The organism is Enterobacter cloacae complex sp. CARB60 (genome assembly GCF_036487345.1).
Classification (GTDB): domain Bacteria; phylum Pseudomonadota; class Gammaproteobacteria; order Enterobacterales; family Enterobacteriaceae; genus Enterobacter; species Enterobacter asburiae_D.
In genome coordinates, this window is the sequence record NZ_JAZKLC010000002.1 from 4,160,570 (window position 1) to 4,186,774 (window position 26,205).

Consider the following 26,205-nt stretch of genomic DNA (forward strand, 5'->3'; position numbering starts at 1 on the left):
ACGCTATGGCATTAGGCTCAATTCACTACATCGTCGTTGTTACAGGGAATACAGCATGCAGAACCGCCTAACAATTAAAGACATCGCACGTTTAAGCGGCGTGGGGAAATCGACCGTCTCACGCGTGCTGAACAACGAAAGCGGCGTCAGCGAACGCACCCGCGAGCGCGTTGAGGCGGTCATGAATCAGCACGGCTTTTCCCCTTCCCGCTCCGCGCGCGCCATGCGCGGGCAAAGTGACAAAGTCGTCGCCATTATTGTCTCGCGTCTGGATTCTCTGTCTGAAAACCTCGCCGTGCAGACCATGCTGCCCGCCTTCTACGAGCAGGGGTATGATCCAATCATGATGGAGAGTCAGTTTTCTCCGCAGCTGGTTGAAGAGCATCTGGGTATGCTCCAGCGCCGCAACATTGATGGCGTGGTGCTGTTCGGTTTTACCGGCATTAAAGACGAGATGCTGAAACCCTGGCAGCCTTCGCTGGTGCTGCTGGCGCGCGATGCCCACGGCTTTGCCTCCGTCTGCTATGACGACGAGGGCGCGATCATCACCCTGATGCAGCGCCTGTTTGACGAAGGCCATCGCCACATCAGCTTCCTCGGCGTTCCGCACGCGGACGTCACCACCGGCAAGCGTCGCCATGAGGCCTACCTGACCTTTTGCAAAAAGCACAACCTCTCCGCCGTGGCCTCTCTGCCGGGGCTGGGCATGAAGCAGGGCTACGAGCAGGTCGCCAGCGTCCTGACGCCGCAGACCACCGCGCTGGTGTGCGCCACGGATACCCTTGCGCTGGGTGCCAGCAAATATCTGCAGGAGCAGCGCATTGATAACCTGCAGGTGGCGAGCGTCGGCAGCACGCCGCTGATGAAGTTCCTGCACCCGGAGATCATCACCGTCGATCCGGGCTACGCCGAGTCCGGCAGACAGGCCGCTACGCAGCTTATCGAGCAGATCAACGGGCGCGCTGAGCCGCGTCAGATCGTCATTCCCGCTCACCTTTCGTAACCCCCTTAAAACAGATTATTGTGATCTTCGCCTGATTTCGGGAACGTTCCCATTTTCGCCGTCACGCTGAAGGAGTAGGCTTGCGCTCAGGTCATTACACCCCCTCACCATCTGTCATGAGGTTTCATGATGAGTAAAGTTAAACAAGCAGATATTGATCAGTTGATTGTCTTGGTCGGCGGCCGCGAGAACATCGCCACCGTCAGCCATTGCATCACCCGCCTGCGCTTCGTGCTGAACGATCCGGCCAAAGCCAACCCGAAGGCCATTGAAGAACTTTCCATGGTCAAAGGCTGCTTTACCAACGCCGGTCAGTTCCAGGTCGTTATTGGTACCGAAGTGGGCGATTACTATCAGGCTCTGCTGGCGACAACCGGGCACTCCTCCGCCGATAAAGAGCAGGCGAAGAAGGCCGCGCGCCAGAATATGAAGTGGCACGAGCAGCTGATTTCGCACTTCGCGGAGATCTTCTTCCCGCTGCTGCCGGCGCTGATCAGCGGGGGCTTAATCTTAGGCTTCCGTAACGTCATCGGCGATGTGCCGATGAGCGACGGCAAAACGCTGGCGCAGATGTACCCGGCGCTGCAAAGCATCTACGACTTCCTGTGGCTGATTGGCGAAGCGATCTTCTTCTATCTGCCGGTCGGGATTTGCTGGTCCGCGGTGCGCAAAATGGGCGGTACGCCGATTCTCGGTATCGTACTGGGCGTCACGCTGGTCTCTCCGCAGTTAATGAACGCTTACTTACTTGGTCAGCAGGTGCCTGAGGTGTGGAACTTCGGCCTGTTTACCATCGCCAAAGTGGGCTATCAGGCGCAGGTTATTCCGGCACTTCTGGCCGGTCTGGCGCTGGGCTTTATTGAAACGCGCCTGAAGCGCATCGTGCCGGATTACCTCTATCTGGTGGTGGTGCCGGTCTGCTCGCTGATTATTGCCGTGTTCCTGGCACACGCCTTTATCGGTCCGTTTGGCCGCATGATTGGCGACGGCGTGGCCTTCGCGGTGCGTCACCTGATGACAGGCAGCTTCGCGCCAATCGGTGCCGCGCTGTTCGGCTTCCTGTATGCCCCGCTGGTGATCACCGGCGTACACCAGACCACGCTGGCCATTGATATGCAGATGATCCAGAGCCTCGGCGGCACGCCGGTCTGGCCGATTATCGCCCTGTCTAACATTGCACAGGCCTCTGCGGTGACCGGCATCATCATCGTCAGCCGTAAGCACAACGAGCGTGAGATCTCCGTTCCGGCGGCCATCTCCGCCTACCTCGGTGTCACCGAACCGGCGATGTACGGTATCAACCTGAAATACCGCTTCCCGATGCTCTGCGCGATGATCGGTTCCGGTCTGGCGGGCCTGGTGTGCGGTCTGAACGGTGTGATGGCGAACGGGATTGGCGTCGGCGGCCTGCCGGGCATTCTCTCCATCCAGCCCGCTTACTGGCAGGTGTTTGCCCTGGCGATGGCCATCGCGATTATCGTCCCAATGGCGCTCACCACCGTGGTTTACCAGCGCAAGTTCCGTCAGGGCTCGCTGCAGATTGTTTAATTCTCTCTTTCGGGGCGCAGTTGCGCCCCTTCGCATTTGCAGGAACGCATTATGAATACTCTCCCTCACTGGTGGCAGAACGGCGTCATCTATCAGATTTACCCAAAGAGTTTCCAGGACACCACCGGCAGCGGCACCGGCGATCTGCGCGGCGTGACGCAGCGCCTGGACTACCTGAAAACCCTCGGCATTGACGCCATCTGGCTGACGCCGTTTTATATCTCCCCGCAGGTGGATAACGGCTACGACGTGGCAAATTACACCGCCATCGACCCGTCCTGCGGCACGCTGGATGATTTCGACGAGCTGATTGCCCGGGCGCACGAGCGCGGCATCCGCATCGTGCTGGACATGGTGTTTAACCACACCTCTACGCAGCACGCCTGGTTCCGCGAGTCGCTGAACAAAGCGAGCCCGTACCGCCAGTTCTACATCTGGCGCGACGGCACGCCGGAGCAGCTTCCCAACAACTGGCGCTCCAAGTTTGGCGGCAACGCCTGGCGCTGGCACGCCGAGAGCGAGCAGTATTACCTGCACCTGTTTGCGCCGGAGCAGGCGGACCTCAACTGGGAAAACCCTGAAGTGCGCGCCGAGCTGAAAAAGGTGTGCGAGTTCTGGGCCGATCGCGGCGTGGACGGCCTGCGTCTGGACGTGATTAACCTGATTTCAAAAGACCAGGATTTCCCGGACGACAACATCGGAGACGGCCGCCGCTTCTACACGGACGGGCCGCGCGTTCACGAATATCTGCAGGAGATGAGCCGCGACGTTTTCACCCCGCGCAACCTGATGACGGTGGGCGAGATGTCCTCGACCTCGCTGGAGAACTGCCAGCAGTACGCGTCGCTCGACGGAAGCGAGCTGTCGATGACCTTTAACTTCCATCATCTGAAGGTGGACTACCCCGGCGGCGAAAAGTGGACGAAGGCCAAGCCGGACTTCGTGGCGCTGAAAACCCTCTTCCGCCACTGGCAGCAGGGGATGCACAACAAAGCGTGGAACGCGCTGTTCTGGTGTAACCACGATCAGCCGCGCATCGTGTCGCGCTTTGGTGACGAAGGCGAATACCGCGTTCATGCCGCGAAGATGCTCGGCATGGTGCTGCACGGCATGCAGGGCACGCCGTATATCTATCAGGGCGAAGAGCTGGGGATGACTAACCCGCACTTCAGCCGCATCACCGACTATCGCGACGTGGAGAGCCTGAACATGTTCGCCGAACTGCGCGCCAGCGGCCGCGAGCCGGATGAACTGCTGGCGATTCTGGCGAGTAAGTCACGCGATAACGGGCGAACCCCAATGCAGTGGGACGCATCGCACAATGCGGGCTTTACCGAGGGCGAGCCGTGGATTGGCGTCTGCGACAACTACGAAACGGTGAACGCCCGCGCGGCGCTGGACGACCCGGATTCGGTGTTCTACACCTACCAGTCGCTGATTAGCCTGCGCAAAACCCTGCCGGTGCTGACGTGGGGGGATTATGAAGACCTCCTGCCGGAACATCCTTCCCTGTGGTGCTACCGTCGTCAGTGGCAGGGGCAGACGCTGATAGTGGTGGCAAACCTAAGCCATACGCCTCAGGAATGGCAGACAGACGCTCTCAGCGATAAGCCGCAGGTGCTGATGAGTAACTACCCGGCACCGCAAACGACGTCGCTCCGTCCGTTTGAAGCCGTCTGGTGGTTGCAGCAGTAACGCTCCCTGCCGGGTGCCGCCCAGCACCCGGCTTATTTTACTGTTTTTGTTGAATAATTAATCAGATTTTTCTCGTACGCCTTTACAATCGCTGAAGCGCCCGCCGTTTGTACTCTCGTCTTTTTACTTTGTTCTGCATCAAATAAATCGCAAACATGTTTGATGCAAATCACTATATGTAGCACTTAAAATGCACGCCGACCCAACATCTTGTATTTATCGTCTACTATTCCAACAACAAGACGGCGCTTACGCTGGCCGGAATTGTGGATAACACGAGCTGGGAACGCGGGAAGTCTTTGGCCCGGCGGGGAATACGCCCGGTGAATACTTCTCCACCTCTGTGGATAACCTGTTTTCAAAAAATGGAGTGATCATGACACCGCATGTGATGAAACGTGATGGCTGTAAAGTGCCGTTTAAATCAGAGCGCATCCAGGAAGCCATTCTGCGTGCAGCTAAAGCAGCGGGAGTCGATGACGCAGATTACTGCGCCACCGTCGCAGAAGTCGTTAGCAGTCAGATGAACGAACGCAGCCAGGTCGATATCAATGAGATCCAGACCGCGGTTGAGAACCAGCTGATGGCGGGGCCTTACAAGCAGCTGGCGCGCGCCTACATTGAGTACCGTCACGATCGTGACGTGCAGCGTGAGAAGCGCGGTCGTCTGAACCAGGAGATCCGTGGCCTGGTGGAGCAGACCAACTCCGCCCTGCTCAATGAAAACGCCAACAAAGACAGTAAAGTGATCCCGACCCAGCGCGACCTGCTGGCCGGTATCGTCGCCAAACACTATGCCCGTCAGCACCTGCTGCCGCGCGACGTGGTATCGGCGCACGAGCGCGGTGAAATTCACTACCACGATCTCGACTATTCGCCGTTCTTCCCGATGTTCAACTGCATGCTGATCGACCTGAAAGGCATGCTGACCCACGGTTTTAAAATGGGTAACGCCGAGATTGAACGGCCTAAGTCGATCTCCACGGCCACCGCCGTCACCGCGCAGATTATCGCTCAGGTCGCCAGCCACATTTATGGCGGTACCACGATTAACCGCATTGATGAAGTGCTGGCCCCGTTCGTGACGGCCAGCTTCAACAAGCATCGTAAAACGGCCGAAGAGTGGCAGATCCCGGACGCTGACGGCTACGCGCACTCCCGCACCGAAAAAGAGTGCTACGACGCCTTCCAGTCGCTGGAATATGAAGTGAACACGCTGCACACCGCCAACGGCCAGACGCCGTTTGTGACCTTCGGTTTTGGCCTGGGCACCAGCTGGGAATCACGCCTGATCCAGCAGTCCATCCTGCGCAACCGTATTTCCGGCCTCGGCAAGAACCGCAAAACGGCGGTGTTCCCGAAACTGGTGTTCGCCATCCGCGACGGTCTGAACCACAAGTTTGGCGATCCGAACTACGACATCAAACAGCTGGCGCTGGAGTGCGCGAGCAAGCGTATGTACCCGGACATCCTGAACTACGATCAGGTCGTCAAAGTGACCGGTTCGTTTAAAACGCCTATGGGCTGCCGCAGCTTCCTCGGCGTGTACGAAGATGAAAACGGCGAGCAGATCCACGACGGGCGTAACAACCTGGGCGTCATCAGCCTGAACCTGCCGCGCATCGCGCTGGAGGCGAAAGGTAATGAGGCTGAATTCTGGACGCTGCTGGACGAGCGTCTGCAGCTGGCGCGCAAAGCGCTGATGACCCGTATTGCGCGCCTTGAAGGGGTCAAGGCCCGCGTCGCGCCGATCCTCTATATGGAAGGGGCCTGCGGCGTGCGCCTGAAGGCGGACGATGACGTGTCGGAGATCTTCAAAAACGGTCGCGCGTCCATTTCGCTGGGCTATATCGGCATTCACGAGACCATCAACGCATTGGCGGGCGATACGCATATGTACGACAGCGAGGCCCTGCGCGAAAAAGGCATCGCCATCGTTCAGCGCCTGCGCGACGCGGTTGACCAGTGGAAAGAGGAAACCGGCTACGGGTTTAGCCTCTACAGTACGCCGAGCGAGAACCTGTGCGACCGCTTCTGCCGTCTGGACACCGCCGAGTTCGGGATTGTGGAAGGCGTGACCGACAAAGGGTATTACACCAACAGCTTCCACCTCGACGTGGAGAAAAAGGTGAACCCGTACGACAAGATCGACTTCGAAGCGGCCTATCCGCCGATCGCCAGCGGCGGCTTTATCTGCTACGGCGAGTACCCGAACATTCAGCACAACCTGAAGGCGCTGGAAGACGTGTGGGATTACAGCTATCAGCACGTGCCGTATTACGGAACCAACACGCCAATCGACGAGTGCTACGAGTGCGGCTTTACCGGTGAGTTCGAGTGTACGAGCAAAGGCTTTACCTGCCCGAAATGCGGTAACCACGACGCGGCCCGCGTCTCCGTGACCCGTCGCGTATGCGGCTATCTCGGCAGCCCGGACGCGCGTCCGTTTAACGCCGGCAAGCAGGAAGAGGTGAAGCGCCGCGTGAAGCATTTGGGGAATGGGCAGATCGGGTAAGTTCTGCGCAGGGTTCTCCCCCTCACCCTACCCCTCTCCCTCAAGGGAGAGGGAACTCCTCCCCCTCTCCCTGTGGGAGAGGGCCGGGGTGAGGGCATCAGCGCGCACACATTCTCTGGACATTTTCTATGCGATACCATCAATACTACCCCGTCGACATCGTCAACGGTCCCGGCACCCGCTGCACCCTGTTCGTCTCAGGCTGCGTTCATGAGTGCCCCGGCTGCTACAACAAAAGCACCTGGCGTCTGAACTCCGGCATGCCGTTTACCGCTGAGATGGAAGACAGGATCATTAACGACCTGAACGACACGCGCATCAAACGCCAGGGGATTTCCCTCTCCGGCGGCGATCCGCTGCACCCGCAAAACGTGCCGGATATCCTGAAGCTGGTGAAGCGCATTCGGGCAGAGTGTGCGGGAAAAGATATCTGGGTCTGGACGGGCTACAGGCTGGAAGAGCTGAACGCGCAGCAAATGGAAGTGGTGGATCTGATTAACGTCCTGGTCGACGGCAAGTTCGTGCAGGATTTAAAAGACCCTGCGCTGATTTGGCGCGGCAGCAGTAACCAGGTTGTGCATCATCTGCGTTGATCGTTAGAGCCGTTTGTTTGCATCATGATAAACGGCTGCTTTCTCTCTCTTACCGATAGCGATAACAAATACCGTTACAACGTTATCCTGAACCTGATAGACCAAACGATAACCCTGGGATCTGAGTTTTATTTTGTAGCAATCCGGTAGACCATGCAGGCGGGCCGATTCAACCCTGGGGTTCACCAATACGCCCGCAAGTTTCTTCTTAAACTGGTCTTTTACAGTTTCCCCTAGCTTGCTCCACTCCTTTAACGCCCTCGGATCAAATGCCAGTTCATAAGTCATCCAGACTAACCTTGATTCCCTTTTGCGGATTAGCCAGCCGATCCCGGACTGCCTGTATCAGTTCATCTTCACTGTCGCTAATGGTGACCGTTTTCACGGGCATGCGTCCCGTCTCCGCGACGTACTGAAACAGTAATCGCACGGCTTCCGTTGGGGTGATATTAAGTTTTTCCAGCACGGCATAAGCCTCGTTTTTGAGTTTGTCATCCAGTCGGACGTTCAGCGTGGCCATTATGCCTCCGGTAAAATCGAATGTGTAATGCAGCTTAGCATTACATTCGCATTACATCGAATTATGGATAACGCTTCTCAAAAACGGCTCAAACTCTCCATTGCCACCGCCTTAAACTCGGCAAAATCTCCGCAGCTACACAGCCGCGACATCGCCCGTTCGCGCAGGAAGGTGACGAAGATATCGTAAATCGCCATCGCCTCTTCGTATTCGCTTTTGCTGATGGCGAGCAGGAAGATGACGTGCGCGGTTTCGTCGCCCCACTGGACGCCGTGCGGAGCGAGTACGGTATAGACTACCGTTTTCTGCGCCAGCAGGCCGAGGGAGTGCGGGAGCGCAATACCGTCGCCGAGCATGGTGCTGACGATGGCTTCACGCTCGACGACCGAATCCAGGAACTCCGCGCCGACAAACCCCTCGCCTTCAAGCTGCGCGCACAGTTCCCGGAACAGCGTTTGCTGATCAACGGGCTTGTCGATGATGCGGAAATGGGCCGCGTCGAAGTATTTATCCAGCATCCACGGGCGGGTGCGGTCCACCAGCACCAGCTTGCCGATCTGCTCTAACTGATAGTCGGTCGGGAATGGGGCGATCGTCACCACCGGTTTCGACTTTTCGCTGACGCGGGCGGTGGCGATCACAAAGTCTTCGCCAATCGTTTCCGCCAGCTCGTACTCGCGCAGGGTGAGCGTGCGCGTGACCTCAATTTGCGGGTATTTACGCTGCAGTACCGCCTCAATCATGCGGACCATGGCATTACCGGCGTCGCACACCAGCAGCACGCGCGGCTGGCGCTGGTAGCCGATGTTGTAGTGGCGCTCCAGCCCGACGCCGATATGCAGCACCAGGAAGCCAATCTCGTTTTCGCTGATCACATACGGCGTGTATTTTCCCCAGCTCGACACCGCCGCGAGGGTCATATCCCACGCCATCGGGTAGTGCTGCTTGATGTTATCCAGCAGCGGATTGGGGATCATGATTTGATACCGCACGCGGGTGATCATGGTTTTGATGTGCGTAAGCAGGTCCGCGTGCAGCTGCGCGTCGCTAAGCAGGTTGTAGTTATAGTGGGTGTTGATGTAGCGCAGGATGTAGTTGACCAGCGCTTCGTCGTCATCGGCGTTAATGGCGCTCGGGGCAATCTCCTGGATCTGCCGCGCCGCAATGTGCACGCACAGCCAGCTCTCCTCCGAAGGCGAAAGCGCTTTGCCCGCCAGCTGCTGGATGGTAACGGCGATATCTTTTGCCGCCTCGCGCACGTTCTCTTCCACGTCTTCGGCGTGGAATTCCGGCAGCGGATAGCCCTCGCTGATGCGCCGCACCGACACCGCGCAGTACAGGCGCAGGAACAGCTCGCCTTCATCGGTCAGACGGATGTGATGACGCGTCAGCGCCTCGTGCAGCACGGGCACCATCTGCTCCGCCACGCCCGCATTCAGCGCCACGTCGGTCACCAGCGGGTTCAGGCTGTCCTGCTGAGCCAGCTCCCAGAGCAGATCGGTCAGGCACGCGCGGGTCGACATCTCGCTGCCAAACAGCTTCATGCCGTGGCGCGGACGCGTTTCCAGCGTCAGGTTATAGCGGTGGAACCACTCGCGGACTTCCGCCATGTCGCTTTGCAGCGTGGCGCGGCTGACGAACCACTCGTCCGCCAGATCATCGAGCTTAAGAGAAAATGCCGAGGTGAGAAAACGCACCACCAGATAATGCACGCGCTCCGGCCCGGTCCGGGGAATACGCAGCGCGCGCGGGTGGGAGGCCTGTAGCTGCTGGTAGCGCTGGGCATCATCAATTTTAAGCTGATAGCCGTTGCCCCGGCTCAATATAAACTGCGCGCCGTGGCTGGCCAGCAGCGCGTTCAGGGCGGTGATATCAGCACGGACGGTTCGCGTGGAGACCGACAGCCGCTGCGCCAGCTCGTCCTGCGGCAGCGTCTCGTTTTGCAACAGATCGAACAGTTGCGCTAAACGTTGGTTCGGAAATCGCACGGGTTTGTCCTCTTACGGCTTAAGGTGAAATGACCATCTGGGATGGGCTGCCGACCGGGGTGTAGTCCGGTTCGAAGCTGAGCTTGCCGTCCTGACCGACGCGGAAACAGGTAATGTTGTCGCTGCGCTGGTTCATGACGTACAGCCAGCGACCCTGCTTATCAAGCGTCAGGGTGCGCGGATAGTCGCCGCGCGTCCAGATATCGTCCTGATGGGTCAGCGTTCCTTCCGCTGTTACGGTAAAGTGCCCGATGCTGTTATGCAAACGGTTAGCCACATACAGCTGTTTACCGTCGGCGCTTAATGCAAGCCCGGCAGCAAAGCTGGTGCCTTTGTAACCTTCCGGCAGGGCGGAAAGCGTTTTGCCCTCTTTTAAGGTGCCGTTGGCGCTCACGGTATAACGGGTGAGCGTAGACGCCTCTTCGTTAATCAGCCACAGGGCATCGCCTTTTGGCGTAAAGACAAAGTGGCGCGGCCCGGCGCCTTTTGAGGAGGCGCTGATAAACGGCGGATCGTTCGGCGCCAGCTTCCCTGTTCGATCGTCAAAACGGTACTGGTAGAGGCGATCCAGCCCAAGATCGGTGGAAAAGACGTATTTCCCGCTCGGATCGGCGGCGATCATGTGCGCGTGGGGGCCGTTATGATCGCTGATGGCAAAGCTGCCCTCCGCTGCCGCTTCCGGCTTCGCCGCGCCCGGTTCACCTTGATCCTGATGTGTGTCCGTGGCGTCCCCCAGGCTGCCGTCTGCGTTAACGGGCAGCACTGCGATCGATCCGCTGACGTAGTTTGCCACCAGAAGATGGCGACCGTTCGGCGTCAGGGAAAGATAAACCGGCCCCGCGCCGCCGGAGGCCACCTGATTCAGCTCGCTCAGCGCGCCGTTATCCCCCACCCGCAGCGCCTGCACCACGCCCTGCTCGACTTCGCTTGCCAGATAGAGCGTTTTGCCGTCGTGCGAGACGGCCAGCTGCGCGGCGTTCGGCAGCTTGCTCACCAGCGTTTTATTCCCCAGCGCGCCGCTTTGCGGGTCAACGGTAAAGCGGTACAGCCCTTCGCCGTTGGGGTTGTAGGTGCCCACCCAGGCGTACTGCGTCTGGGCGATGGCGGTGGTGGCGAACATTGAGAGTGAAGCAACAAGCAGGGTACGGGTGTGCATGGTGGCTCCTTCAGGTGTGTGCGGTGTGTTTCCCCTCACCCCGGCCCTCTCCCAAAGGGAGAGGGGGGTAAAGGTTCCCTCTCCCTTTGGGAGAGGGTTAGGGTGAGGGGCAGGTTTTACTTCACCAGCTTCTTCGTCATCGCCAGCAGCGTACGCACGTCTTCCGGGCGCGTATCGCCGCTGGCTTTGTCGATAATCGAGCTATAGATATGCGGGATGATTTTGCTCACGCCCGCATCGAGGGCGATCTGCAGGATCTCCTCATAGTTTTCCAGATCGATACCTCCGGTCGGCTCCAGCCAGAAGTCGTGACGGGCGCAGGCTTCCGCTACCGCTTTGTACTCGTCACGGCACTTCAGGCCGCCCATCGGGAAGTATTTGATGGAGCTGCCGCCGAAATCCTTCAGCAGGGCAATCGCGGTTTCTACCGGTACGATGCCGTCAGGCGCGGCGCTGCTCAGCGGTCCGGTAGAGATCTTGACCATCCCGACGGTGCCGGTCGGAGAGACCAGACCGTTCACCACGGAGTCGTTCTGCCCCAGCAGCGCGCGGCTGGTGGCCACGCCGGTGAAGACCTGGTTAACGTGCTGCGGCTGCACCTGACGGGAGATTTCGCTCACCATCGCTGACTGGTTCGGATCCCCCGCGCCGAGGCCTACGGAGAGCGCGTTATCAATCAGCGCGGCGTATTCGCGCATATCGGCGACGGCGCTCGCCACGTCCGGGTAATTTTTGGAGAGCACGCCCACCAGCACGTGACCTTCCGCCGCCTCGTAAATGGCGCTGGCGTTGGCTTTCGATCCTGCCAGCACGTTCAGGCAGACGCGGTCACGGTAAAAGTTGGGGGTCAGTTTCATGCTTTTTTCTCCTGTCCTAATACTTCGCTAATGCGGCGGTACACAATGTTCAGCTGGTCTGCGTTCACGCTGCGCACGTCCGCCTCGATAATCCCTTCGTTGGCCTTGTAGCCACGGAAGTAAATGGCGTATTCGCCCTGTTTCAGCTTCGCCACCAGATCGCCCGTGCCGATGCCCGTTGCGGCTTCGTCGAACTTAATCTCGGTGCGGGCGATATCGCGACCGGCGCTGTCCCAGACCACGCGCGCGGTCACGCCGTTCAGGGTGTTGAGCGCCTCGATAAACGGCGTCATCTTCGCCACCATCTCGGCCCCGCTCTCTTTGGTCGCCGTCAGGTAGTGTTCGATGGCGCAGGTCAGGCCAAGAATGCCCTCTTTGCCCACCTTCATCGCGCGGCCAATGCCCGCCGTCTGGCGCTTCACCCACTCGACGTACTGGGTTTTGCCGATCACCAGCCCGCTGGTTGGCCCTTCAATGGCTTTTGCGCCGCTGTAGATCACCAGATCGGCACCGGAACGGTAATAGGTATGCAGATCTTCTTCCGCCGCCGCATCGACGATCAGCGGGAGATCGTGCTTGCGCGCCACGACCGCCGCCTGCTCGACGCTGAGCATGCTTTTCTGCACGCAGTGGTGCGATTTGATGTAAAGGATCGCCGCGGTGCGCGGGCCGATCGCCGCCGCCAGCTGATCGGCGGAGCATTCGTTGGCGTAGCCCGCCTCCACCAGCTTGCCGCCGCCCAGCGCCACCATGGTGCCCACCGGCGCGCCAAAGTTCACGTTGTGGCCTTTCGGCAGGACGATTTCGTTGTTCTCAATCGGGGTCACGTGCAGGTTTTCCAGCAGCCAGTCGCTGTCTTTCACCAGCACCGCAGCCACGGACTGGGCAATGCCCGCCGACGCGCAGGAAACTACCGTCGCGCCTTCCACATCCAGCAGCTTCGCGATGTATTCCCCGGTTTTGTTGACCAGATCCTTCATCTCGAAATAGTGATTCATGCCGTCCATCGCCGCCTGCACCACTTCCGGGCGCGGCGTGGAGACCCCCAGCGCCGTCATGCGGCCAGAGGTATTGATCACCTGCTTTAAGTTGTACTTCTCATAAATCGAAGGCATGTTCCGTGCTCCCTTGTTCGGTCATGTAGCCCTTGCCCACGCGGATCGCGGCAAGCGGCACCAGAATGTGTTCAGCCTGCAGGCTGTCGTTTTCGGCATCCGTCAGCACCGTCGGCTGGCGCTTAAGCGTAAATAGCGTCAGGTCGGCGTCGAGACCCGGCTGAATGCGGCCCTTGCGCGCCAGGCGCAGGCCGTCGGCGGCGTTCGCGGTCACGCAGTCAATCACCTGCGGCAGCGACATGCCGATGGCGAGGAATTTCGACATCACGCTTGCCAGCGAGCCGACCGGGCCGTTGATGCGGTTGCGGCAGTAGATATCCGAGCTGATGGTGTGCGGCAGAATGCCCATCGCGATGGCGCGTTTCGCCACCTCAAAGCTGAAGCTCGCCGTACCGTGGCCGACGTCCAGACGCACGCCGCGCTTCAGGGCGGAGGTAATGGAGGCGCGCAGCTCGCCGGAGGGCGTCAGAATGCGGTTGGGTTTGCCGTTGTAGCAGTGGGTGATGATGTCGCCGGAGCTCAGCAGCTCGGCAATTTCGTCGAGGTTCGGCGGGTTGTTGCCAATGTGCACCATCAGCGGCAGGTCGCCGTTCTCTTTCTGAATGGCCTTGGCGCGCTCCAGCGGCGTAATGCCGTTTTCACCGACCACGCTGCTGCTCATGCGCGCCTTCAGGCCGACGATAAAATCAGGGTGGCGCTTCACCGCCTGCTTCACCGCGTCGGCGTCAATATTCGCCATGTTGGCCAGCTCGTTCTGGGCGATCAGCCCCACGCGGGAGATATTCAGCAGGGCAAAGACGTCCGTTGTCGCTTTACGGGTGATTTCATAGAAATCGTCCACGTCGTCGGCGCCGGTGCTGCCCGCGTCCACCACGGAGGTCACGCCGGTGGCAATGCCCACGCTGTCCGGCTCGTCGTGGTAAATCGGGGAATTCGGGTAGCAGTGAACGTGGGAGTCAATCCAGCCTGCGCTGACGAACACGTCGCCGTTCAGCTCAACCGTTTTATGCGCGGGGGCGTCAATGTCGCCCAGCGCCGCGATCTTCCCGTCCTGAATGGCGATATCGGTCAGGGTATCGTCGGCAAGGCGCGCACGGCGCAGGAGTAAATCAAACATGAGGATCTCCTGATAAGGCGGGCGCCTGAGCGCCCGCGGGTATTAAAGGGCGACCGGGAACAGCCAGCCCAACAGCATTGCGCCGAGAATGGCGCCACCGGTAATCGGCTTTTGCCAGATGTAGAACACCAGCGCCCCCAGCAGGGAACCGACGCCGATAGGAATGGAGGCGGTCATGGCGCTGAGGATAATCAACGGCCCGAGGAAGCGGCCGGAGGCGTTACCCGCGCCCATCATCACGTCTGCACCGTAGGTAGAGTTGCTCTGGTTGATGGTGAACTTACGCGCCAGGATGATGACGTAGCCAATAGCCAGACCAATCACCAGGCCGGTAATCAGCGCGGCAATGAAGTTGGTCACCGGGAACATGATGCCCGCGCCCAGCAGCAGCGCCGGAACGCCGAGGCCCACGCCGGTCTGGATCGCACCGCCGATATCAAGAATACCGACCAGCGACCCTTCGATAATACGGGCGAACAGGAAGCTCGCGCCGAACGCCGCCACCGCGCCGTAGACGCCGGTATCCATCCCCGCTTTCAGCATCGCCACGAAGGCCACTTCGTTAAACGCGCCGATGCCGTAGAGGTAGTACATGTGCGTCCCGGCAAAGACGCCGGAGGAGAGCAGGCCAACGAAGATCGGGAACGACCAGTCGGCATACCAAAAACCTTTATTCTGTTCCATTTAGAGGCTCCTGTTATTTACCGCTGAGCGAGTTGTGGATCATGTCGAGCCAGTTCGGCACGGTCAGATGGAAGGATTCGATCATCTTCATGTCGAAGCCGCGGAAGAAGCCGCTCAGCACGAAAAGCAGAACGATCGCCGCCATCATCACTTTGGTGACGTGGTTCCAGCCGCTCTCTTCCACGCCTTTACCGATCAGGATCCCCAGCACCAGGCCCGGTACGGCGTTGCCCATGATCAGCTGCGCCGCGCCGCCAAAGATGGTGGCCCAGAAGCCCGATTTTTTACCCGCGTCAATGGCCGCCAGCCAGAAGATCACCGGCATCACGGTGTTGACCAGCAGGTTTGCCGCCGGCACCAGCACCTTCACGGCGGTGACCTGAAGCGCAGCCGGCACGGAGGAGGCGGTCAGGTTCAGGAAGGTCACGACAACCATGCCGATCAGGCCGCAGGCAATCGCCATTTTGCGCGGGTCGTGCAGCGTTTCGCCGACGTTACGGTTCTTGATCATCAGTGCAGCAGCACCCCAGTTCGGGATGATGCGGTGGTCAACGTCCTGTGTGAAAGCCCCTGCGGCCACGGAAGAGGCCCAGGCGTTAAAGAAGAAACCTAACCCAAAGGAGAAGTGGGATGCCGGATCCCCTTCACAGGAGTTCAGTTCCCCCAACGTACGAAACGCGCCCATACCCTGTGTGGTAGGCGCATGAAACATGCGTGCAGCCCCGGCTCCGACACCGACGCCAACCAGGCCGCCAATGATGAGCGATTTTATTAATATAATTAAGAACATCAGTCTGCCCTTTTATGAATAATCAGCGTTGCGTGACGAAATCCACCTGGTCAAGATTGATAGCGGTCACGTTGACGGTCACATCCAGCTCCACGCTGTAGGTGCGTCTTTCCCGGCGCAGAAAGAAGAACAGAAAGGCTTCTTTACGCACCGCTTCTTGCGCCTGAACGACCTGCACATCCTGTGGCTCAATACGCAGTAAGATATGCGGTGAGGCTTTCATCACCGCGGCCTGAACGTGGTTGAGCGCGTCGGCAAAGGCGCGCGCTTTGGCGTCGCCTTTGCCCTTCACTCTCACCGTGGTTGTGAACTGTTCTTTCATGCTTATGCGCCGTATTTCTTCTGCCACGCCTGTACCAGACGCTCGCCCAGCTCTTCTTTATCCATAAAGCCAAAGCCCAGCACGTTGCAGCCTTCGTTGATGGCGGTCACGCCCTCTTCCACGGAACGCATGCCGTATTTGGCCTTGTAGCCATATTTAGTTTGGGCAGTGATGGCACCCGCGCCGCCGCTGCCGCAGAAGGAGATGCCGAAGGTGGCGTTCTCCGCCTTCATCATGTCGCCCAGCTTCATATCCGCCGCCATGCCCGGCACAACCACCGCGCGTCCACCTGCTTTTTCCACACCGGCAGCCACTTTCTGACCTTTACCCAGGCGATCGCCAATCACGACTGTAATCTGTTCCATGTGTTGCTCCTTAAAGGTTGTCTTTCGCGACTTCAAAGTGAACGGAGAGCAGCCAGGCTTCTTCATCAGGAAGATTGCCAAACTGCGCGACCACTTCACGGGCGAGCCGCATTGAATCCGGTGAAATTTCGTCAAACAGCTCTGCTTCAACCTCCGGCAGCGGCTCGCCGGTCACGGACCGGTGCGCCATTGCGCGCACGTGGGAAGTGAGCATCTGCTCCTGTACCGCATTGGGGATGATGTTGTTCCGGGCCAGCAGGGCATAAACCTGCTGCAGCATGGTGTTCGCGAGCTGTTCTGTTTGCTCCGCCTGTTCCCCAACGTCGTTCATTACCGCTCCGTTAATCACTGGTCTTACCCCGTTAATGGCTCTGGAATAAAACTAACGTTGGGGGGGAATTGTTTGTAGCGAGTTGTTTTCCACTTCGAAGTGGAAAGGCGAGCCGCGGCAGTGATCTGTGCCACATAAATGCGGTGAATCTGGATTAATCGCGGTATTTACGTGATGAATATCACGTATTCCAGCGGCAAAACGCGCGCCGGGGAAACGAAAACATTCAGGCGTGGTGACGCAAAAATGTGATGGCGATAGGGTTTACTTATTACCGCGTAAAAAAAACGGGGGCCACTGGCCCCCGCTGATTGTTTGTCAGATGCGCGATCGGTTAACGGTATTTCTGGTGATACGTGTTGCGGGTCGTCGCAAACTGCTCGGCCGCCGCCTGGGCTTCCTTCACTTTGCCTTCGTTAGCCAGCTTCAGCGCGCCGTCGATCTGGCCGACCAGCACGTCAAAGCCGTGACGATAGTCTTTCATCTCTGCGCTGTCTGCCGCTTTGCTTTCCAGCTTCGGAGGCGTCGCTTTTTGCGCGTCCAGCGCCGCTTCACGCATTTTGGTCAGCGCGTCTTTCATTTCAGCCGCATTGTCCGTCTTCTGCACCACCTTCAGGTTTTGACCGAGGATGCCCATGTCGTCTTCAAGATCGGCAGCAAACGCAGAAGATCCAAGAACCAGCGTTGAAGCCGCGACGATCGCTAACAGGTGTTTACGCATTGCTCACTTCCTTTTTTATTATTAAAACGCCTTTACGGGTATTACTGGCCGGCGATTTTCATTTCCGGCAGAAGTACAGAACCACACTGTATATTGCTACGTGTTTCAATATCGTTACCGACCGTAACGATATTGCGCCACATGTCCTTCAGGTTACCCGCAATCGTAATTTCGCTTACCGGATACTGGATTTCGCCGTTTTCTACCCAGAAGCCCGCCGCGCCGCGAGAGTAGTCGCCGGTGATGCCGCTTACGCCCTGGCCCATCAGTTCCGTTACGACCAGGCCGGTGCCCATCTCTTTCAGCATCTGCTCAAAGTTCAGGCCCTGTCCGGCAATGCGCCAGTTGTGGATGCCGCCCGCGTGTCCGGTACTTTTCAGCCCCAGCTTGCGCGCGGAGTAGTTGGTCAGCAGCCACTGGGTCAGAATACCGTCTTTGATGATATCGCGACGTTCGGTGCGTACGCCTTCGCTGTCGAACGGCGTGGAGGCCAGCCCTTTCAGCAGGTGCGGATGCTCTTCGATGGTCAGCCATTCAGGCAGGATTTGCTTGCCCAGCGAGTCGAGCAGGAAGGTCGATTTACGGTAAACCGAGCCGCCTGCAATCGCGCCGACCAGATGGCCAAACAGGCCGGTCGCCACTTCGTTGGCAAAAATGACCGGAGCCTTCATGGTGGAGAGTTTGCGCGGCGACAGGCGAGACAGCGTGCGCTCGGCACACTCTTTCCCCACCCACTCAGGAGACTGCAAGTCCCCCAGCGCGCGGCCAATGGTGTAGGCGTAGTCGCGCTCCATGTCACCGTTTTCTTCGGCGATGACGCAGCTGGAGAGCGAATGGCGGGTGGAGCAGTAGCCCTGCAGCATCCCGTGGCTGTTGCCGAAGACTTTGATGCCGTAGTGGCTGTTGAAGCTGCCGCCTTCGGTATTGGTGATGCGCTTATCAGCCTGCAGGGAAGCCTGCTCGGCGCGCGCGGCCAGTTCGATCGCTTCGTCCGGGGTCACTTCCGCCGGGTGGAAAAGATCGAGATCCGGCGCATCAAACGCCAGCAGGTCTTTATCCGCCACGCCTGCGTAAGGATCCGGGGAGGTATAGCGGGCGATATCCAGCGCCGCCTGCACCGTACGGGCAATGGCATCCGGGCTGAGATCGGTGGATGACGCGCTGCCTTTGCGATTCTGGTGATACACCGTGACCCCAAGCGCGCCATCGCTGTTGAATTCGACGTTCTCCACTTCACCATAGCGGGTGCTCACGCTGATGCCGGTGGTTTTGCTGACCGCCACTTCGGCGCCATCTGATTTTTCTGAAGCAAGCATCAGCGCGGTGGAGACGGCTTCTTCAAGAATCTTACGCTGCGCTTCAACTTGTGAGGTTACTTTCATCGCAAATGCCATACTGTAAGAGAGAGTTATCTGAAGTCTAACAGAGAACCGTTTTTCAGTGCGCGTCTTAACTGGTAACATTAGCCTCTTTTTTTAAGGAGCCTGACATGACTAAGCAGCCCGAAGACTGGCTCGACGACGTTCCCGGTGATGACATCGAAGACGAAGATGATGAGATCATCTGGGTCAGTAAAAGTGAAATTAAACGTGACGCCGAAGAGTTAAAACAGCTTGGCGCAGAAATGGTAGAACTGGGTAAAAACGCGCTGGACAAGATCCCGCTCGACCAGGATCTGCGTGATGCCATTGAACTGGCACAGAAAATCAAAAAAGAAGGCCGTCGTCGCCAGCTTCAGCTTATCGGGAAAATGCTGCGTCAGCGCGACGTTGAACCGATCCGCCAGGCGCTGGACAAGCTGAAAAACCGCCACAACCAGCAGGTTGCGTTTTTCCACAAGCTTGAGCAGATCCGCGATCGCCTGATTGAACAGGGTGATGATGCGGTACCGGAAGTGCTGAACCTGTGGCCGGATGCCGACCGCCAGCAGCTGCGTTCCTTGATCCGCAACGCGAAGAAAGAGAAAGAAGGGAATAAGCCGCCGAAGTCTGCGCGCCTGATTTTCCAGTATCTGCGCGAGCTGTCTGAGAACGAAGAGTAATCCGTGCGGTTTTGCGCCGGATGGCGGCGTAAACGCCTTATCCGGCCTACAAGGTCGTGCAAAATGTAGGCCCGGTAAGCGCTAGCGCCACCGGGCTTTTTTTTACTCTGCGGCTGCCGCTTCCGCTTTCTTCGCCAGACCGTCCAGCAGCTTCTGATGGATCCCACCAAAACCGCCGTTGCTCATCACCAGAATGTGGTCACCGGGCTGAGCGGCTTTCACCACCATATCCGCGAGCGCATCCACATCCGCACTCCAGTGCGCAGGCTGAATGCAGGCATCGGCCACTTCGGCCACCTGCCACGGAATATGCTGCGGCTGCAGCAGGAAGACCTCGTCGGCGCGTCCTAACGACGGCGCGAGATCGTCTTTGCAGATACCCATCTTCATGGTGTTCGAGCGCGGTTCCAGCACTGCCAGAATGCGGGCAGTGCCGCCGACCTTGCCACGCAGGGCGGCAAGCGTTGCCAGAATAGCCGTTGGGTGGTGCGCGAAATCGTCATATACGGTAACGCCGTGGGCTTCACCGCGCAGTTCCAGACGGCGGCGGGCATTGATAAACGAGCCCAGCGCATTGGCCGCATCCGCAGGCAGTACGCCCACGTGACGCGCCGCAGCAATGGCCATCAGGCCGTTGTGCATGTTGTGCTCGCCCACCAGGCCCCACTTCACCTCACCCACCTTTTCACCGTCGAGCAGCACTTCCCACTCGGAGGCATCGGCGTTGAGTTTCTTCGCCTGCCAGTGGCCCTGCTCGCCCACCAGCTCCTGCTCGCTCCAGCAGCCCATCGCCAGAGTCTGCTTCAGGTTGATGTCGTTCTCCGGCAGGATGATGCGCCCCTGGCCCGGCACGATGCGCACCAGGTGGTGGAACTGTTTCTGAATCGCTTTCAGGTCGTCAAAAATATCCGCGTGGTCGAACTCAAGGTTGTTGAGGATCAGCGTGCGCGGGCAGTAATGCACGAACTTGGAGCGCTTGTCGAAGAACGCGCAGTCGTATTCATCGGCTTCGATCACAAAGAACGGGCTGTCACCCAGACGCGCAGAAACGTCGAAATTACCCGGTACGCCGCCAATCACGAAGCCCGGCTTGTAGCCGCAGGCTTCGAGGATCCAGGTTGCCATGCCCGCGGTCGTGGTTTTGCCATGGGTACCGGCAACGGCAACCACCCAGCGGTCACGCAGGACGAAGTCATGCAGCCACTGCGGGCCGGACATGAACGGAATATTGCGTTCCAGTGCCGCCTCGACGCACGGATTGCCGCGGGTCATGGCGTTGCCGATGATCACCAGGTCCGGCTCGGGATCCAGCTGGCTGGCATCGTAGCCCTGAATTAACGAGATGCCCTGTTTCTCCAGAAGCGTGCTCATTGGCGGATACACATTGGCGTCCGAACCTGTCACTTCGTGGCCCAGCGAGCGCGCCAGCATTGCCAGTCCGCCCATGAAAGTGCCACAAATCCCCAATATATGAATGCGCATACGTCACTATCCTTCTTCAATGTGGCGCACATTTTACTCACATGTCAGCGGGTGTGAAACGCATTTCAGGAAAATCCGTATCCTGCTGGCGCGATTCACCTCTGCGCTACTATTTGAATATTTGTTAAGATTGTTGGGCTTTAGTCGTTTTAGTGAACATACAATCGCTCTACTCACAAAGATGCAGGGAAAGTGTTATGAAAACGTTAGGTGAATTTATTGTCGAAAAGCAGCACGAGTTCTCTCATGCTACCGGTGAACTCACTGCTTTGCTGTCGGCAATAAAGCTGGGCGCTAAGATCATCCACCGTGATATCAACAAGGCCGGTCTGGTCGATATCCTGGGTGCCAGCGGTGCCGAGAACGTTCAGGGCGAGGTTCAACAGAAACTCGATCTGTTCGCAAATGAAAAATTGAAAGCTGCACTGCGCGCGCGCGACATCGTTGCGGGTATCGCCTCCGAAGAAGAAGATGAGATTGTTGTTTTCGAAGGGTGTGAACACGCGAAATACGTTGTTCTGATGGATCCGCTCGACGGTTCCTCAAACATCGACGTTAACGTTTCTGTCGGTACCATTTTCTCCATCTACCGCCGCGTCACGCCTGTTGGCACGCCGGTAACCGAAGAAGATTTCCTGCAGCCGGGCATTAATCAGGTTGCTGCCGGTTACGTCGTTTATGGCTCCTCCACCATGCTGGTGTATACCACCGGGTGCGGGGTTCACGCCTTTACGTACGATCCTTCACTGGGCGTTTTCTGCCTGAGCCAGGAACGCATGCGCTTCCCGGAGAAGGGCAACACCTACTCCATCAACGAAGGCAACTACATCCGATTCCCGAACGGCGTGAAGAAGTACATTAAATTCTGCCAGGAAGAAGATAAAGCGACTCAGCGCCCTTACACGTCCCGCTATATTGGCTCTCTGGTCGCGGATTTCCACCGTAACCTGCTGAAAGGCGGTATCTACCTCTACCCAAGCACCGCCAGCCACCCGGACGGGAAACTGCGTCTGCTGTACGAGTGCAACCCGATGGCGTTCCTCGCCGAACAGGCGGGCGGCAAGGCAAGCGACGGTAAAGAGCGTATTCTGGATATCGTGCCGGAAAGCCTTCACCAGCGCCGTTCATTCTTCGTCGGTAACAACCACATGGTTGAAGACGTTGAACGTTTTATCCGTGAGTATCCGGACGCGTAATACCTCTCTTCAGGGGAGCCGTTCTGGCTCCCCTGGTCATTTATATATTTTACCGTATAAGTGTTTATAAAAAACATGCTTTAATATTCACCACTGCTCCTGCATTATTTCCATAACAGTTTGACAGATATTTCGTGGAGCAGAATCGCAATGAAAAATTATTCCCGTGCTAATACCGGCATTGATTTAAATCTTATCCCTGTATTTATTGAAATCGTCCGCTGCGGCAGCATGGCAAAGGCCTCTTTGCGTCTGGAGATGTCCCGCCCCGCGGTGAGTCTGGCATTAAAGCGTTTTAATCAACTCTTTGATGAGCCGTTATTTTTCCGTAAAGGTTTATATCTTGAACCGACGGAAAAAGCGTTAGCTTTAACCAGTTCGCTGGAAATATTAATGGGTGAAATTCACGATAATATTGGGGCAGTTAATTCCGAGAGAAATAAAACCCCGACACAGAACGTACCGGGGCTGGGTAATATTATGCAGCGGTCTGAGTCGTCACTTTGAATGATGACATGGCTTCCATCAGCTGACGCGACTGCTCCTCAAGGGATCGGGTCGCGGCGGAGGATTGCTGCACCAGCGCCGCATTCTGCTGCGCGGTTTCGTCCATCTGGTTTACCGCAATATTCACCTGCTCAATGCCGCGGCTCTGCTCCTGGGACGCGGTCGCAATCTCGCGCATCAGTTTGGTCATGCGCAGCACTTCTGTTGCGATCTCGTCCATCGTTTCGCCAGCCTGCTGGGCCAGATCGCTGCCCTCGTTAACGTGGGTCTGCGAATCGCTGATAAGCGTTCGGATCTCTTTCGCCGCGTCGGCGCTGCGGCTGGCAAGGTTTCGCACTTCGCCCGCGACGACGGCAAACCCGCGCCCCTGCTCGCCCGCGCGCGCCGCTTCCACGGAGGCGTTAAGCGCCAGGATATTGGTCTGGAAAGCAATACCGTCGATCACGCTCAGGATGTCGGCGATGCGCGCCGAGCTGCCGGAGATATCGCGCATTTTTTCAATCACGTAGCAGACCATCTCGCTGCCGTGATCGGCCGTGTCGGACACCGACTTCGCCAGCTGGTGCGCCTGCTCGGCGTTATCGGCGTTGAGCTTCACCGTGGCGGTGATCTGTTCCATGCTGGCCGCCGTCTGCTCAAGCGACGTGGCGGTGGATTCCGTACGCTCGGCAAGATCGCGGTTTCCCAGCGTCAGCTCGCGGCTACCGGTGTCAATTTGCGCGCTGGCATCGCGTACCCGCATAACCGAGTTCATCAGCGACTGTCGCATCTCCTCTATCACCGCGTTGAGGCGGTTAAACTCCTGGCTCGCGGGGGCATTCAGCGTATGGGTTAAATCCCCCGCCGCCACGTTCTCCAGTTGTGCAATAGAGGCCGAGAGCGGCTTGAGCAGCATATGGCGCAGCACCAGCCAGGCGAGTACGATAATGCCCGCCGTCAGCAGCGCTGCGACGATAATCAGGATCAGTACGCGGGTTTTACTCGCCTGCACGGCACTCACTTCCGCCTGACCACGCGCTTCGCTCCATTTCTGAAATGCCTGCATATCGTTATCAAACTGCTTCGCCACCGGAATCAGCGTCTTCTCCAGCAGATCGTAATATCCGTCCGCGCTCTGGTCATTCAGGGTTTTCAGCATCGGGTTGATCCCCTGCTGGCTGTAAGTCGCCAGGCTGGCCGCCACTTTATCGAGCAGCTGTTGCCCCTGCTCGTCAGCCACGCCGCCGTCGATCACGCCTTTCAGCGTTTTCTGGGCCAGGGCAACTTCCTGATTGATGTTTTTTACCGCTTTGGCCGCATCGTCCAGCATGCCGATTTCCATCATGCGGACGGCCTGGCCCGCCTCATTGCGCGCGCGCAGGATCAGCGTATAGCCTGAATTAAGCTGCACCATCTGCTCACCCTGAAGGTGATTAATACGCTGCAGTGAAGAAGAACTCTGTGTGAGGGCATAAATGCCAATGCCGCTGACAATCAGCAGCAGAAGGGTCATAACGGCCAGTAAAGAGAGCAAGCCGGTACGAATCGATAGCGTTTTAAGCATGATATTATTTCCGGTAGCGAGATATTTCTGGGCATAAAAAAAGAGTATCGGCCGCTACCGGAAAATGTTTAGACTTTAAGCAAATTCAGCGTGTTATCGCTCTGTTACCGATGTGTTTACACGGGTAACAGGCGAGCTTTGACGGTTCTCCCAGAGCACCGTCAGACCGCGCTGCAGGGCAATAAAAATAAACAGCAGAATGCCGATGGCGATTTTCGTCCACCAGGAGCTGAGCGTGCCGTCGAAGTTAATGTAGGTCTGGATCAGCCCCTGGATCGCCACGCCGAACAGCGTCCCCAGCACCGTCCCAACGCCGCCGCTGAGCAGCGTGCCGCCAATCACCACTGAAGCAATGGCATCCAGCTCGACCCCTACCCCTGCCAGCGCGTAGCCCGCCTGGGTATACACCGAGAAGACGATACCCGCCAGCGTCGCCAGGCCGGTCGAGAGCATATAGATGCGGATGGTGGTGCTGCGGGTTGAGATCCCCATCAGGTTTGCCGACGTGGCGTTACCGCCGATGGCGTAAACCTGATTGCCAAACCGGGTACGATGGGCGAGGAAGATGCCAATCACGACCACGCCCAGCATCAGCAGCCCCATCGCGCTCAGGCGGCCGCCGCCGGGAATTTTCCACGCCAGGCTGGAGAGCGTGTCGTAAATGGGGTGGTTAATCGGAATCGACTCTTCCGACACCAGATAGCTCACCCCGCGCAGGAAGAACATTCCCGCGAGGGTAATGATAAACGCCGGGATTTTCAGCGCGTCGATCAGCAGCCCCATAAAGGCACCAAACGCGCAGCCCATCGCCAGCACCAGCGGAAACGCCACCAGCGGAGAGATCCCCCAGAAGCCGATCGCCTTCGCGAGGAACACGCCCGTAAACGCGATCACCGACCCGACGGAGAGATCGATCCCGCCGGAGAGGATCACAAAGGTCATCCCGACGGCGATGATGCCTAAAAAGGCGTTATCGGTCAGGATATTGCAAATCACGCGCGTCGAGGCAAAACCGGGGAACTGCGTCAGACAGTAGAGATAGCCCAGCACAAACACGCCCAGCGTGATCATTAGCGGTAAATTACGTTTTATCATGGCCACGGATCCCCTTAATGATGCTGACAAAGCGCGGCGACTGGACGATCAGCACGCAGAGCACGACCACCGCTTTCACCACCTGGTTGAGCTCTGGCTGGAATCCCGAAAGCAGGATCCCGGTGTTCATGCCCTGAATGATCAGCGCGCCAATCACCGAGAGCAGCAGGTTAAAGCGCCCGCCCATCAGCGATCCGCCGCCGATCACTACCGCGAGGATCGCGTCCAGCTCAAGCCAGAGTCCCGCGTTGTTGGCATCGGCCCCGCGAATATCCGCCGCGACGATGACCCCGGCGATGGCGGCGCACACGCCGCTCAGCACGTAGGTCAGCATCACCATCAAGCGGGTGTTGACCCCGGCGTTGCGCGCGGCGCGGATGTTGATCCCGACGGCCTCAATGAACATCCCCAGCGCCGTTTTGCGGGTGAAGAGCCAGAAGACAACGAGCGTGGCCAGGGCAATAATCACCGGCGTCGGGAAGAACAGAAGGTTGCCGCTACCGAGCCACGCCAGGCTCGGAGAGTTAAAGGTGACGATCTGTCCGGAGGTAATCAGCTGCGCCACGCCGCGCCCGGCCACCATTAAAATCAGGGTGGCGACAAAGGGCTGAATTTTCAGCACCGCCACCAGAATACCGTTCCATAATCCGGCCAGCACGCCGGTGCCTAAGGCCGCCAGCAGGACCACCGGCAGGCTGTGTCCGGCCACGGTCATGGAGGCGGCCGTAGCCCCGGCGATAGCCATCACCGCGCCGACGGAGAGGTCAATCCCGCCGGTGGCGATGACCAGCGTCATCCCGATGGCCAGCAACGCCACGGGTGCGGCACGGTTTAAAATATCAATAGGGCTGCCAAACAGGCGGCCATCCTGCACGATAATCTGGAAGAAATGCGGCGCGACGAGGCTATCCACCAGCAGTACCACCAGCAGCGCCGCGATTTGCGGCGTGCCGGTCGGCCAGCTGAAGCGGCGCTTTGACTCACCGGTTTGCGAAAGTGAACGGGGCATCACGATTCACTC

The 26,205-nt window shown here is 58.3% G+C and carries 26 protein-coding genes; 8 read left to right on the forward strand and 18 right to left on the reverse strand.

From position 1 onward, the window contains the following. Positions 1 to 55: 55 nt before the first annotated feature. The 5 genes from treR (at position 56) to nrdG (ending at position 7,354) form a co-directional block, all read left to right on the forward strand. The gene (treR, locus tag V4835_RS21020) at positions 56 to 1,003 is read left to right on the forward strand and encodes a trehalose operon repressor TreR (protein ID WP_063144046.1); all 948 of its coding nucleotides are present in this window, start codon (positions 56 to 58) and stop codon (positions 1,001 to 1,003) included. Positions 1,004 to 1,132: 129 nt separating this feature from the next. Next, a complete protein-coding gene (gene treB, locus V4835_RS21025; protein ID WP_063144121.1) occupies positions 1,133 to 2,551 on the forward strand; it encodes a PTS trehalose transporter subunit IIBC in 1,419 nt (472 codons plus the stop codon). 51 nt (positions 2,552 to 2,602) lie between these two features. Continuing rightward, positions 2,603 to 4,246 (forward strand): alpha,alpha-phosphotrehalase, encoded by a 1,644-nt coding sequence (treC, locus tag V4835_RS21030; protein ID WP_331413582.1) that lies wholly within the window; start codon positions 2,603 to 2,605, stop codon positions 4,244 to 4,246. A 376-nt stretch (positions 4,247 to 4,622) separates the two neighbouring features. Further along, positions 4,623 to 6,761, forward strand: a complete 2,139-nt coding sequence (gene nrdD, locus V4835_RS21035; protein WP_331413584.1) for an anaerobic ribonucleoside-triphosphate reductase — start codon at positions 4,623 to 4,625, stop codon at positions 6,759 to 6,761. Positions 6,762 to 6,889: 128 nt separating this feature from the next. Continuing rightward, the gene (nrdG, locus tag V4835_RS21040; protein ID WP_331413585.1) at positions 6,890 to 7,354 is read left to right on the forward strand and encodes an anaerobic ribonucleoside-triphosphate reductase-activating protein; all 465 of its coding nucleotides are present in this window, start codon (positions 6,890 to 6,892) and stop codon (positions 7,352 to 7,354) included. Positions 7,355 to 7,357: 3 nt separating this feature from the next. Here nrdG and V4835_RS21045 read toward each other — a convergent pair whose 3' ends face one another. The 14 genes from V4835_RS21045 to pmbA form a co-directional block, all read right to left on the reverse strand. Next, positions 7,358 to 7,642: a type II toxin-antitoxin system RelE family toxin gene (locus V4835_RS21045; RefSeq protein ID WP_331413587.1), complete on the reverse strand. Its 285-nt coding sequence runs from the start codon at positions 7,640 to 7,642 to the stop codon at positions 7,358 to 7,360. Next, the gene (locus V4835_RS21050; protein ID WP_063144050.1) at positions 7,632 to 7,874 is read right to left on the reverse strand and encodes a type II toxin-antitoxin system RelB/DinJ family antitoxin; all 243 of its coding nucleotides are present in this window, start codon (positions 7,872 to 7,874) and stop codon (positions 7,632 to 7,634) included. Before V4835_RS21050 ends, V4835_RS21045 begins: the two co-directional genes overlap by 11 nt. A gap of 77 nt (positions 7,875 to 7,951) precedes the next feature. After that, positions 7,952 to 9,862 (reverse strand): BglG family transcription antiterminator, encoded by a 1,911-nt coding sequence (locus tag V4835_RS21055; protein WP_331413590.1) that lies wholly within the window; start codon positions 9,860 to 9,862, stop codon positions 7,952 to 7,954. Positions 9,863 to 9,881: 19 nt separating this feature from the next. Further along, positions 9,882 to 11,018 (reverse strand): lactonase family protein, encoded by a 1,137-nt coding sequence (locus tag V4835_RS21060; protein ID WP_331413591.1) that lies wholly within the window; start codon positions 11,016 to 11,018, stop codon positions 9,882 to 9,884. Between the two features lie 116 nt (positions 11,019 to 11,134). Continuing rightward, positions 11,135 to 11,875 (reverse strand): 2-dehydro-3-deoxy-phosphogluconate aldolase, encoded by a 741-nt coding sequence (gene dagF / locus V4835_RS21065; protein ID WP_023334305.1) that lies wholly within the window; start codon positions 11,873 to 11,875, stop codon positions 11,135 to 11,137. Beyond that, complete coding sequence (locus tag V4835_RS21070; RefSeq protein WP_331413593.1) at positions 11,872 to 12,990, reverse strand: DgaE family pyridoxal phosphate-dependent ammonia lyase; 1,119 nt, start codon at positions 12,988 to 12,990, stop codon at positions 11,872 to 11,874. The genes dagF and V4835_RS21070 overlap by 4 nt, the downstream gene beginning before the upstream one ends. After that, positions 12,974 to 14,107 carry an amidohydrolase/deacetylase family metallohydrolase gene (locus V4835_RS21075; protein ID WP_331413595.1) on the reverse strand — a complete coding sequence of 378 codons (1,134 nt, stop codon included), beginning with the start codon at positions 14,105 to 14,107 and terminating at the stop codon, positions 12,974 to 12,976. Before V4835_RS21075 ends, V4835_RS21070 begins: the two co-directional genes overlap by 17 nt. A 42-nt stretch (positions 14,108 to 14,149) precedes the next feature. Further along, complete coding sequence (locus V4835_RS21080; protein ID WP_010427370.1) at positions 14,150 to 14,791, reverse strand: DUF4310 family protein; 642 nt, start codon at positions 14,789 to 14,791, stop codon at positions 14,150 to 14,152. Between the two features lie 13 nt (positions 14,792 to 14,804). Further along, the gene (locus V4835_RS21085) at positions 14,805 to 15,581 is read right to left on the reverse strand and encodes a DUF4311 domain-containing protein (RefSeq protein WP_331413596.1); all 777 of its coding nucleotides are present in this window, start codon (positions 15,579 to 15,581) and stop codon (positions 14,805 to 14,807) included. Positions 15,582 to 15,603: 22 nt separating this feature from the next. Further along, entirely contained in the window at positions 15,604 to 15,903 is a 300-nt protein-coding gene (locus V4835_RS21090; protein WP_006810338.1) for a DUF4312 family protein, read from the reverse strand. 2 nt (positions 15,904 to 15,905) lie between these two features. Next, positions 15,906 to 16,268 (reverse strand): SFCGS family glycine-rich protein, encoded by a 363-nt coding sequence (locus V4835_RS21095; protein WP_010427372.1) that lies wholly within the window; start codon positions 16,266 to 16,268, stop codon positions 15,906 to 15,908. 10 nt (positions 16,269 to 16,278) lie between these two features. Next, complete coding sequence (locus tag V4835_RS21100) at positions 16,279 to 16,617, reverse strand: glycine dehydrogenase (protein WP_025911967.1); 339 nt, start codon at positions 16,615 to 16,617, stop codon at positions 16,279 to 16,281. A gap of 316 nt (positions 16,618 to 16,933) precedes the next feature. Beyond that, a complete protein-coding gene (gene cybC, locus V4835_RS21105; RefSeq protein WP_032651443.1) occupies positions 16,934 to 17,320 on the reverse strand; it encodes a cytochrome b562 in 387 nt (128 codons plus the stop codon). A 41-nt stretch (positions 17,321 to 17,361) separates the two neighbouring features. After that, on the reverse strand, positions 17,362 to 18,714 hold the full coding sequence (pmbA, locus tag V4835_RS21110) for a metalloprotease PmbA (protein WP_331413598.1): 1,353 nt from the start codon (positions 18,712 to 18,714) through the stop codon (positions 17,362 to 17,364). 95 nt (positions 18,715 to 18,809) lie between these two features. Here pmbA and yjgA point away from each other — a divergent pair, with 95 nt between their 5' ends. Next, the gene (gene yjgA / locus V4835_RS21115; protein WP_063144058.1) at positions 18,810 to 19,361 is read left to right on the forward strand and encodes a ribosome biogenesis factor YjgA; all 552 of its coding nucleotides are present in this window, start codon (positions 18,810 to 18,812) and stop codon (positions 19,359 to 19,361) included. 102 nt (positions 19,362 to 19,463) lie between these two features. On the opposite strand, the gene mpl is transcribed toward yjgA, so the two are convergent. Next, entirely contained in the window at positions 19,464 to 20,843 is a 1,380-nt protein-coding gene (gene mpl / locus V4835_RS21120; protein WP_331413599.1) for a UDP-N-acetylmuramate:L-alanyl-gamma-D-glutamyl-meso-diaminopimelate ligase, read from the reverse strand. Positions 20,844 to 21,040: 197 nt separating this feature from the next. On the opposite strand from mpl, the gene fbp reads away from it, so the two are divergent. Both fbp and V4835_RS21130 read left to right on the forward strand, forming a co-directional pair. Then, the gene (gene fbp / locus V4835_RS21125) at positions 21,041 to 22,039 is read left to right on the forward strand and encodes a class 1 fructose-bisphosphatase (RefSeq protein WP_023310178.1); all 999 of its coding nucleotides are present in this window, start codon (positions 21,041 to 21,043) and stop codon (positions 22,037 to 22,039) included. 150 nt (positions 22,040 to 22,189) lie between these two features. Then, positions 22,190 to 22,546, forward strand: a complete 357-nt coding sequence (locus tag V4835_RS21130) for a helix-turn-helix domain-containing protein (RefSeq protein WP_331413600.1) — start codon at positions 22,190 to 22,192, stop codon at positions 22,544 to 22,546. Here the strand turns inward: V4835_RS21130 and V4835_RS21135 are convergent. The 3 genes from V4835_RS21135 to ytfT form a co-directional block, all read right to left on the reverse strand. Then, a complete protein-coding gene (locus tag V4835_RS21135) occupies positions 22,518 to 24,089 on the reverse strand; it encodes a methyl-accepting chemotaxis protein (protein ID WP_331413601.1) in 1,572 nt (523 codons plus the stop codon). The two genes, V4835_RS21130 and V4835_RS21135, sit on opposite strands and share 29 nt — an antisense overlap. A gap of 93 nt (positions 24,090 to 24,182) precedes the next feature. Beyond that, positions 24,183 to 25,184, reverse strand: coding sequence for a galactofuranose ABC transporter, permease protein YjfF (gene yjfF, locus V4835_RS21140; protein WP_023334296.1), 1,002 nt, complete (start codon positions 25,182 to 25,184; stop codon positions 24,183 to 24,185). Next, complete coding sequence (ytfT, locus tag V4835_RS21145; protein WP_183078921.1) at positions 25,171 to 26,196, reverse strand: galactofuranose ABC transporter, ATP-binding protein YtfT; 1,026 nt, start codon at positions 26,194 to 26,196, stop codon at positions 25,171 to 25,173. The genes yjfF and ytfT overlap by 14 nt, the downstream gene beginning before the upstream one ends. Between the last annotated feature and the right edge of the window lie 9 nt (positions 26,197 to 26,205).

What these genes read in the sequence shown, in the direction of transcription:
- fbp (WP_023310178.1), top strand. Translation starts at nt 21,041, where the DNA reads ATGAAAACGTTAGGTGAATTTATTGTCGAAAAGCAGCACGAGTTCTCT.
- nrdD (WP_331413584.1), top strand. Translation starts at nt 4,623, where the DNA reads ATGACACCGCATGTGATGAAACGTGATGGCTGTAAAGTGCCGTTTAAA.
- V4835_RS21060 (WP_331413591.1), bottom strand. Translation starts at nt 11,018, where the DNA reads ATGCACACCCGTACCCTGCTTGTTGCTTCACTCTCAATGTTCGCCACC.
- V4835_RS21130 (WP_331413600.1), top strand. Translation starts at nt 22,190, where the DNA reads ATGAAAAATTATTCCCGTGCTAATACCGGCATTGATTTAAATCTTATC.
- mpl (WP_331413599.1), bottom strand. Translation starts at nt 20,843, where the DNA reads ATGCGCATTCATATATTGGGGATTTGTGGCACTTTCATGGGCGGACTG.
- V4835_RS21095 (WP_010427372.1), bottom strand. Translation starts at nt 16,268, where the DNA reads ATGGAACAGATTACAGTCGTGATTGGCGATCGCCTGGGTAAAGGTCAG.
- treB (WP_063144121.1), top strand. Translation starts at nt 1,133, where the DNA reads ATGAGTAAAGTTAAACAAGCAGATATTGATCAGTTGATTGTCTTGGTC.
- V4835_RS21090 (WP_006810338.1), bottom strand. Translation starts at nt 15,903, where the DNA reads ATGAAAGAACAGTTCACAACCACGGTGAGAGTGAAGGGCAAAGGCGAC.
- V4835_RS21050 (WP_063144050.1), bottom strand. Translation starts at nt 7,874, where the DNA reads ATGGCCACGCTGAACGTCCGACTGGATGACAAACTCAAAAACGAGGCT.
- treR (WP_063144046.1), top strand. Translation starts at nt 56, where the DNA reads ATGCAGAACCGCCTAACAATTAAAGACATCGCACGTTTAAGCGGCGTG.
- pmbA (WP_331413598.1), bottom strand. Translation starts at nt 18,714, where the DNA reads ATGGCATTTGCGATGAAAGTAACCTCACAAGTTGAAGCGCAGCGTAAG.
- V4835_RS21135 (WP_331413601.1), bottom strand. Translation starts at nt 24,089, where the DNA reads ATGCTTAAAACGCTATCGATTCGTACCGGCTTGCTCTCTTTACTGGCC.
- V4835_RS21085 (WP_331413596.1), bottom strand. Translation starts at nt 15,581, where the DNA reads ATGTTCTTAATTATATTAATAAAATCGCTCATCATTGGCGGCCTGGTT.
- V4835_RS21070 (WP_331413593.1), bottom strand. Translation starts at nt 12,990, where the DNA reads ATGCCTTCGATTTATGAGAAGTACAACTTAAAGCAGGTGATCAATACC.
- cybC (WP_032651443.1), bottom strand. Translation starts at nt 17,320, where the DNA reads ATGCGTAAACACCTGTTAGCGATCGTCGCGGCTTCAACGCTGGTTCTT.
- treC (WP_331413582.1), top strand. Translation starts at nt 2,603, where the DNA reads ATGAATACTCTCCCTCACTGGTGGCAGAACGGCGTCATCTATCAGATT.
- yjgA (WP_063144058.1), top strand. Translation starts at nt 18,810, where the DNA reads ATGACTAAGCAGCCCGAAGACTGGCTCGACGACGTTCCCGGTGATGAC.
- V4835_RS21075 (WP_331413595.1), bottom strand. Translation starts at nt 14,107, where the DNA reads ATGTTTGATTTACTCCTGCGCCGTGCGCGCCTTGCCGACGATACCCTG.
- yjfF (WP_023334296.1), bottom strand. Translation starts at nt 25,184, where the DNA reads ATGATAAAACGTAATTTACCGCTAATGATCACGCTGGGCGTGTTTGTG.
- nrdG (WP_331413585.1), top strand. Translation starts at nt 6,890, where the DNA reads ATGCGATACCATCAATACTACCCCGTCGACATCGTCAACGGTCCCGGC.
- V4835_RS21080 (WP_010427370.1), bottom strand. Translation starts at nt 14,791, where the DNA reads ATGGAACAGAATAAAGGTTTTTGGTATGCCGACTGGTCGTTCCCGATC.
- V4835_RS21045 (WP_331413587.1), bottom strand. Translation starts at nt 7,642, where the DNA reads ATGACTTATGAACTGGCATTTGATCCGAGGGCGTTAAAGGAGTGGAGC.
- dagF (WP_023334305.1), bottom strand. Translation starts at nt 11,875, where the DNA reads ATGAAACTGACCCCCAACTTTTACCGTGACCGCGTCTGCCTGAACGTG.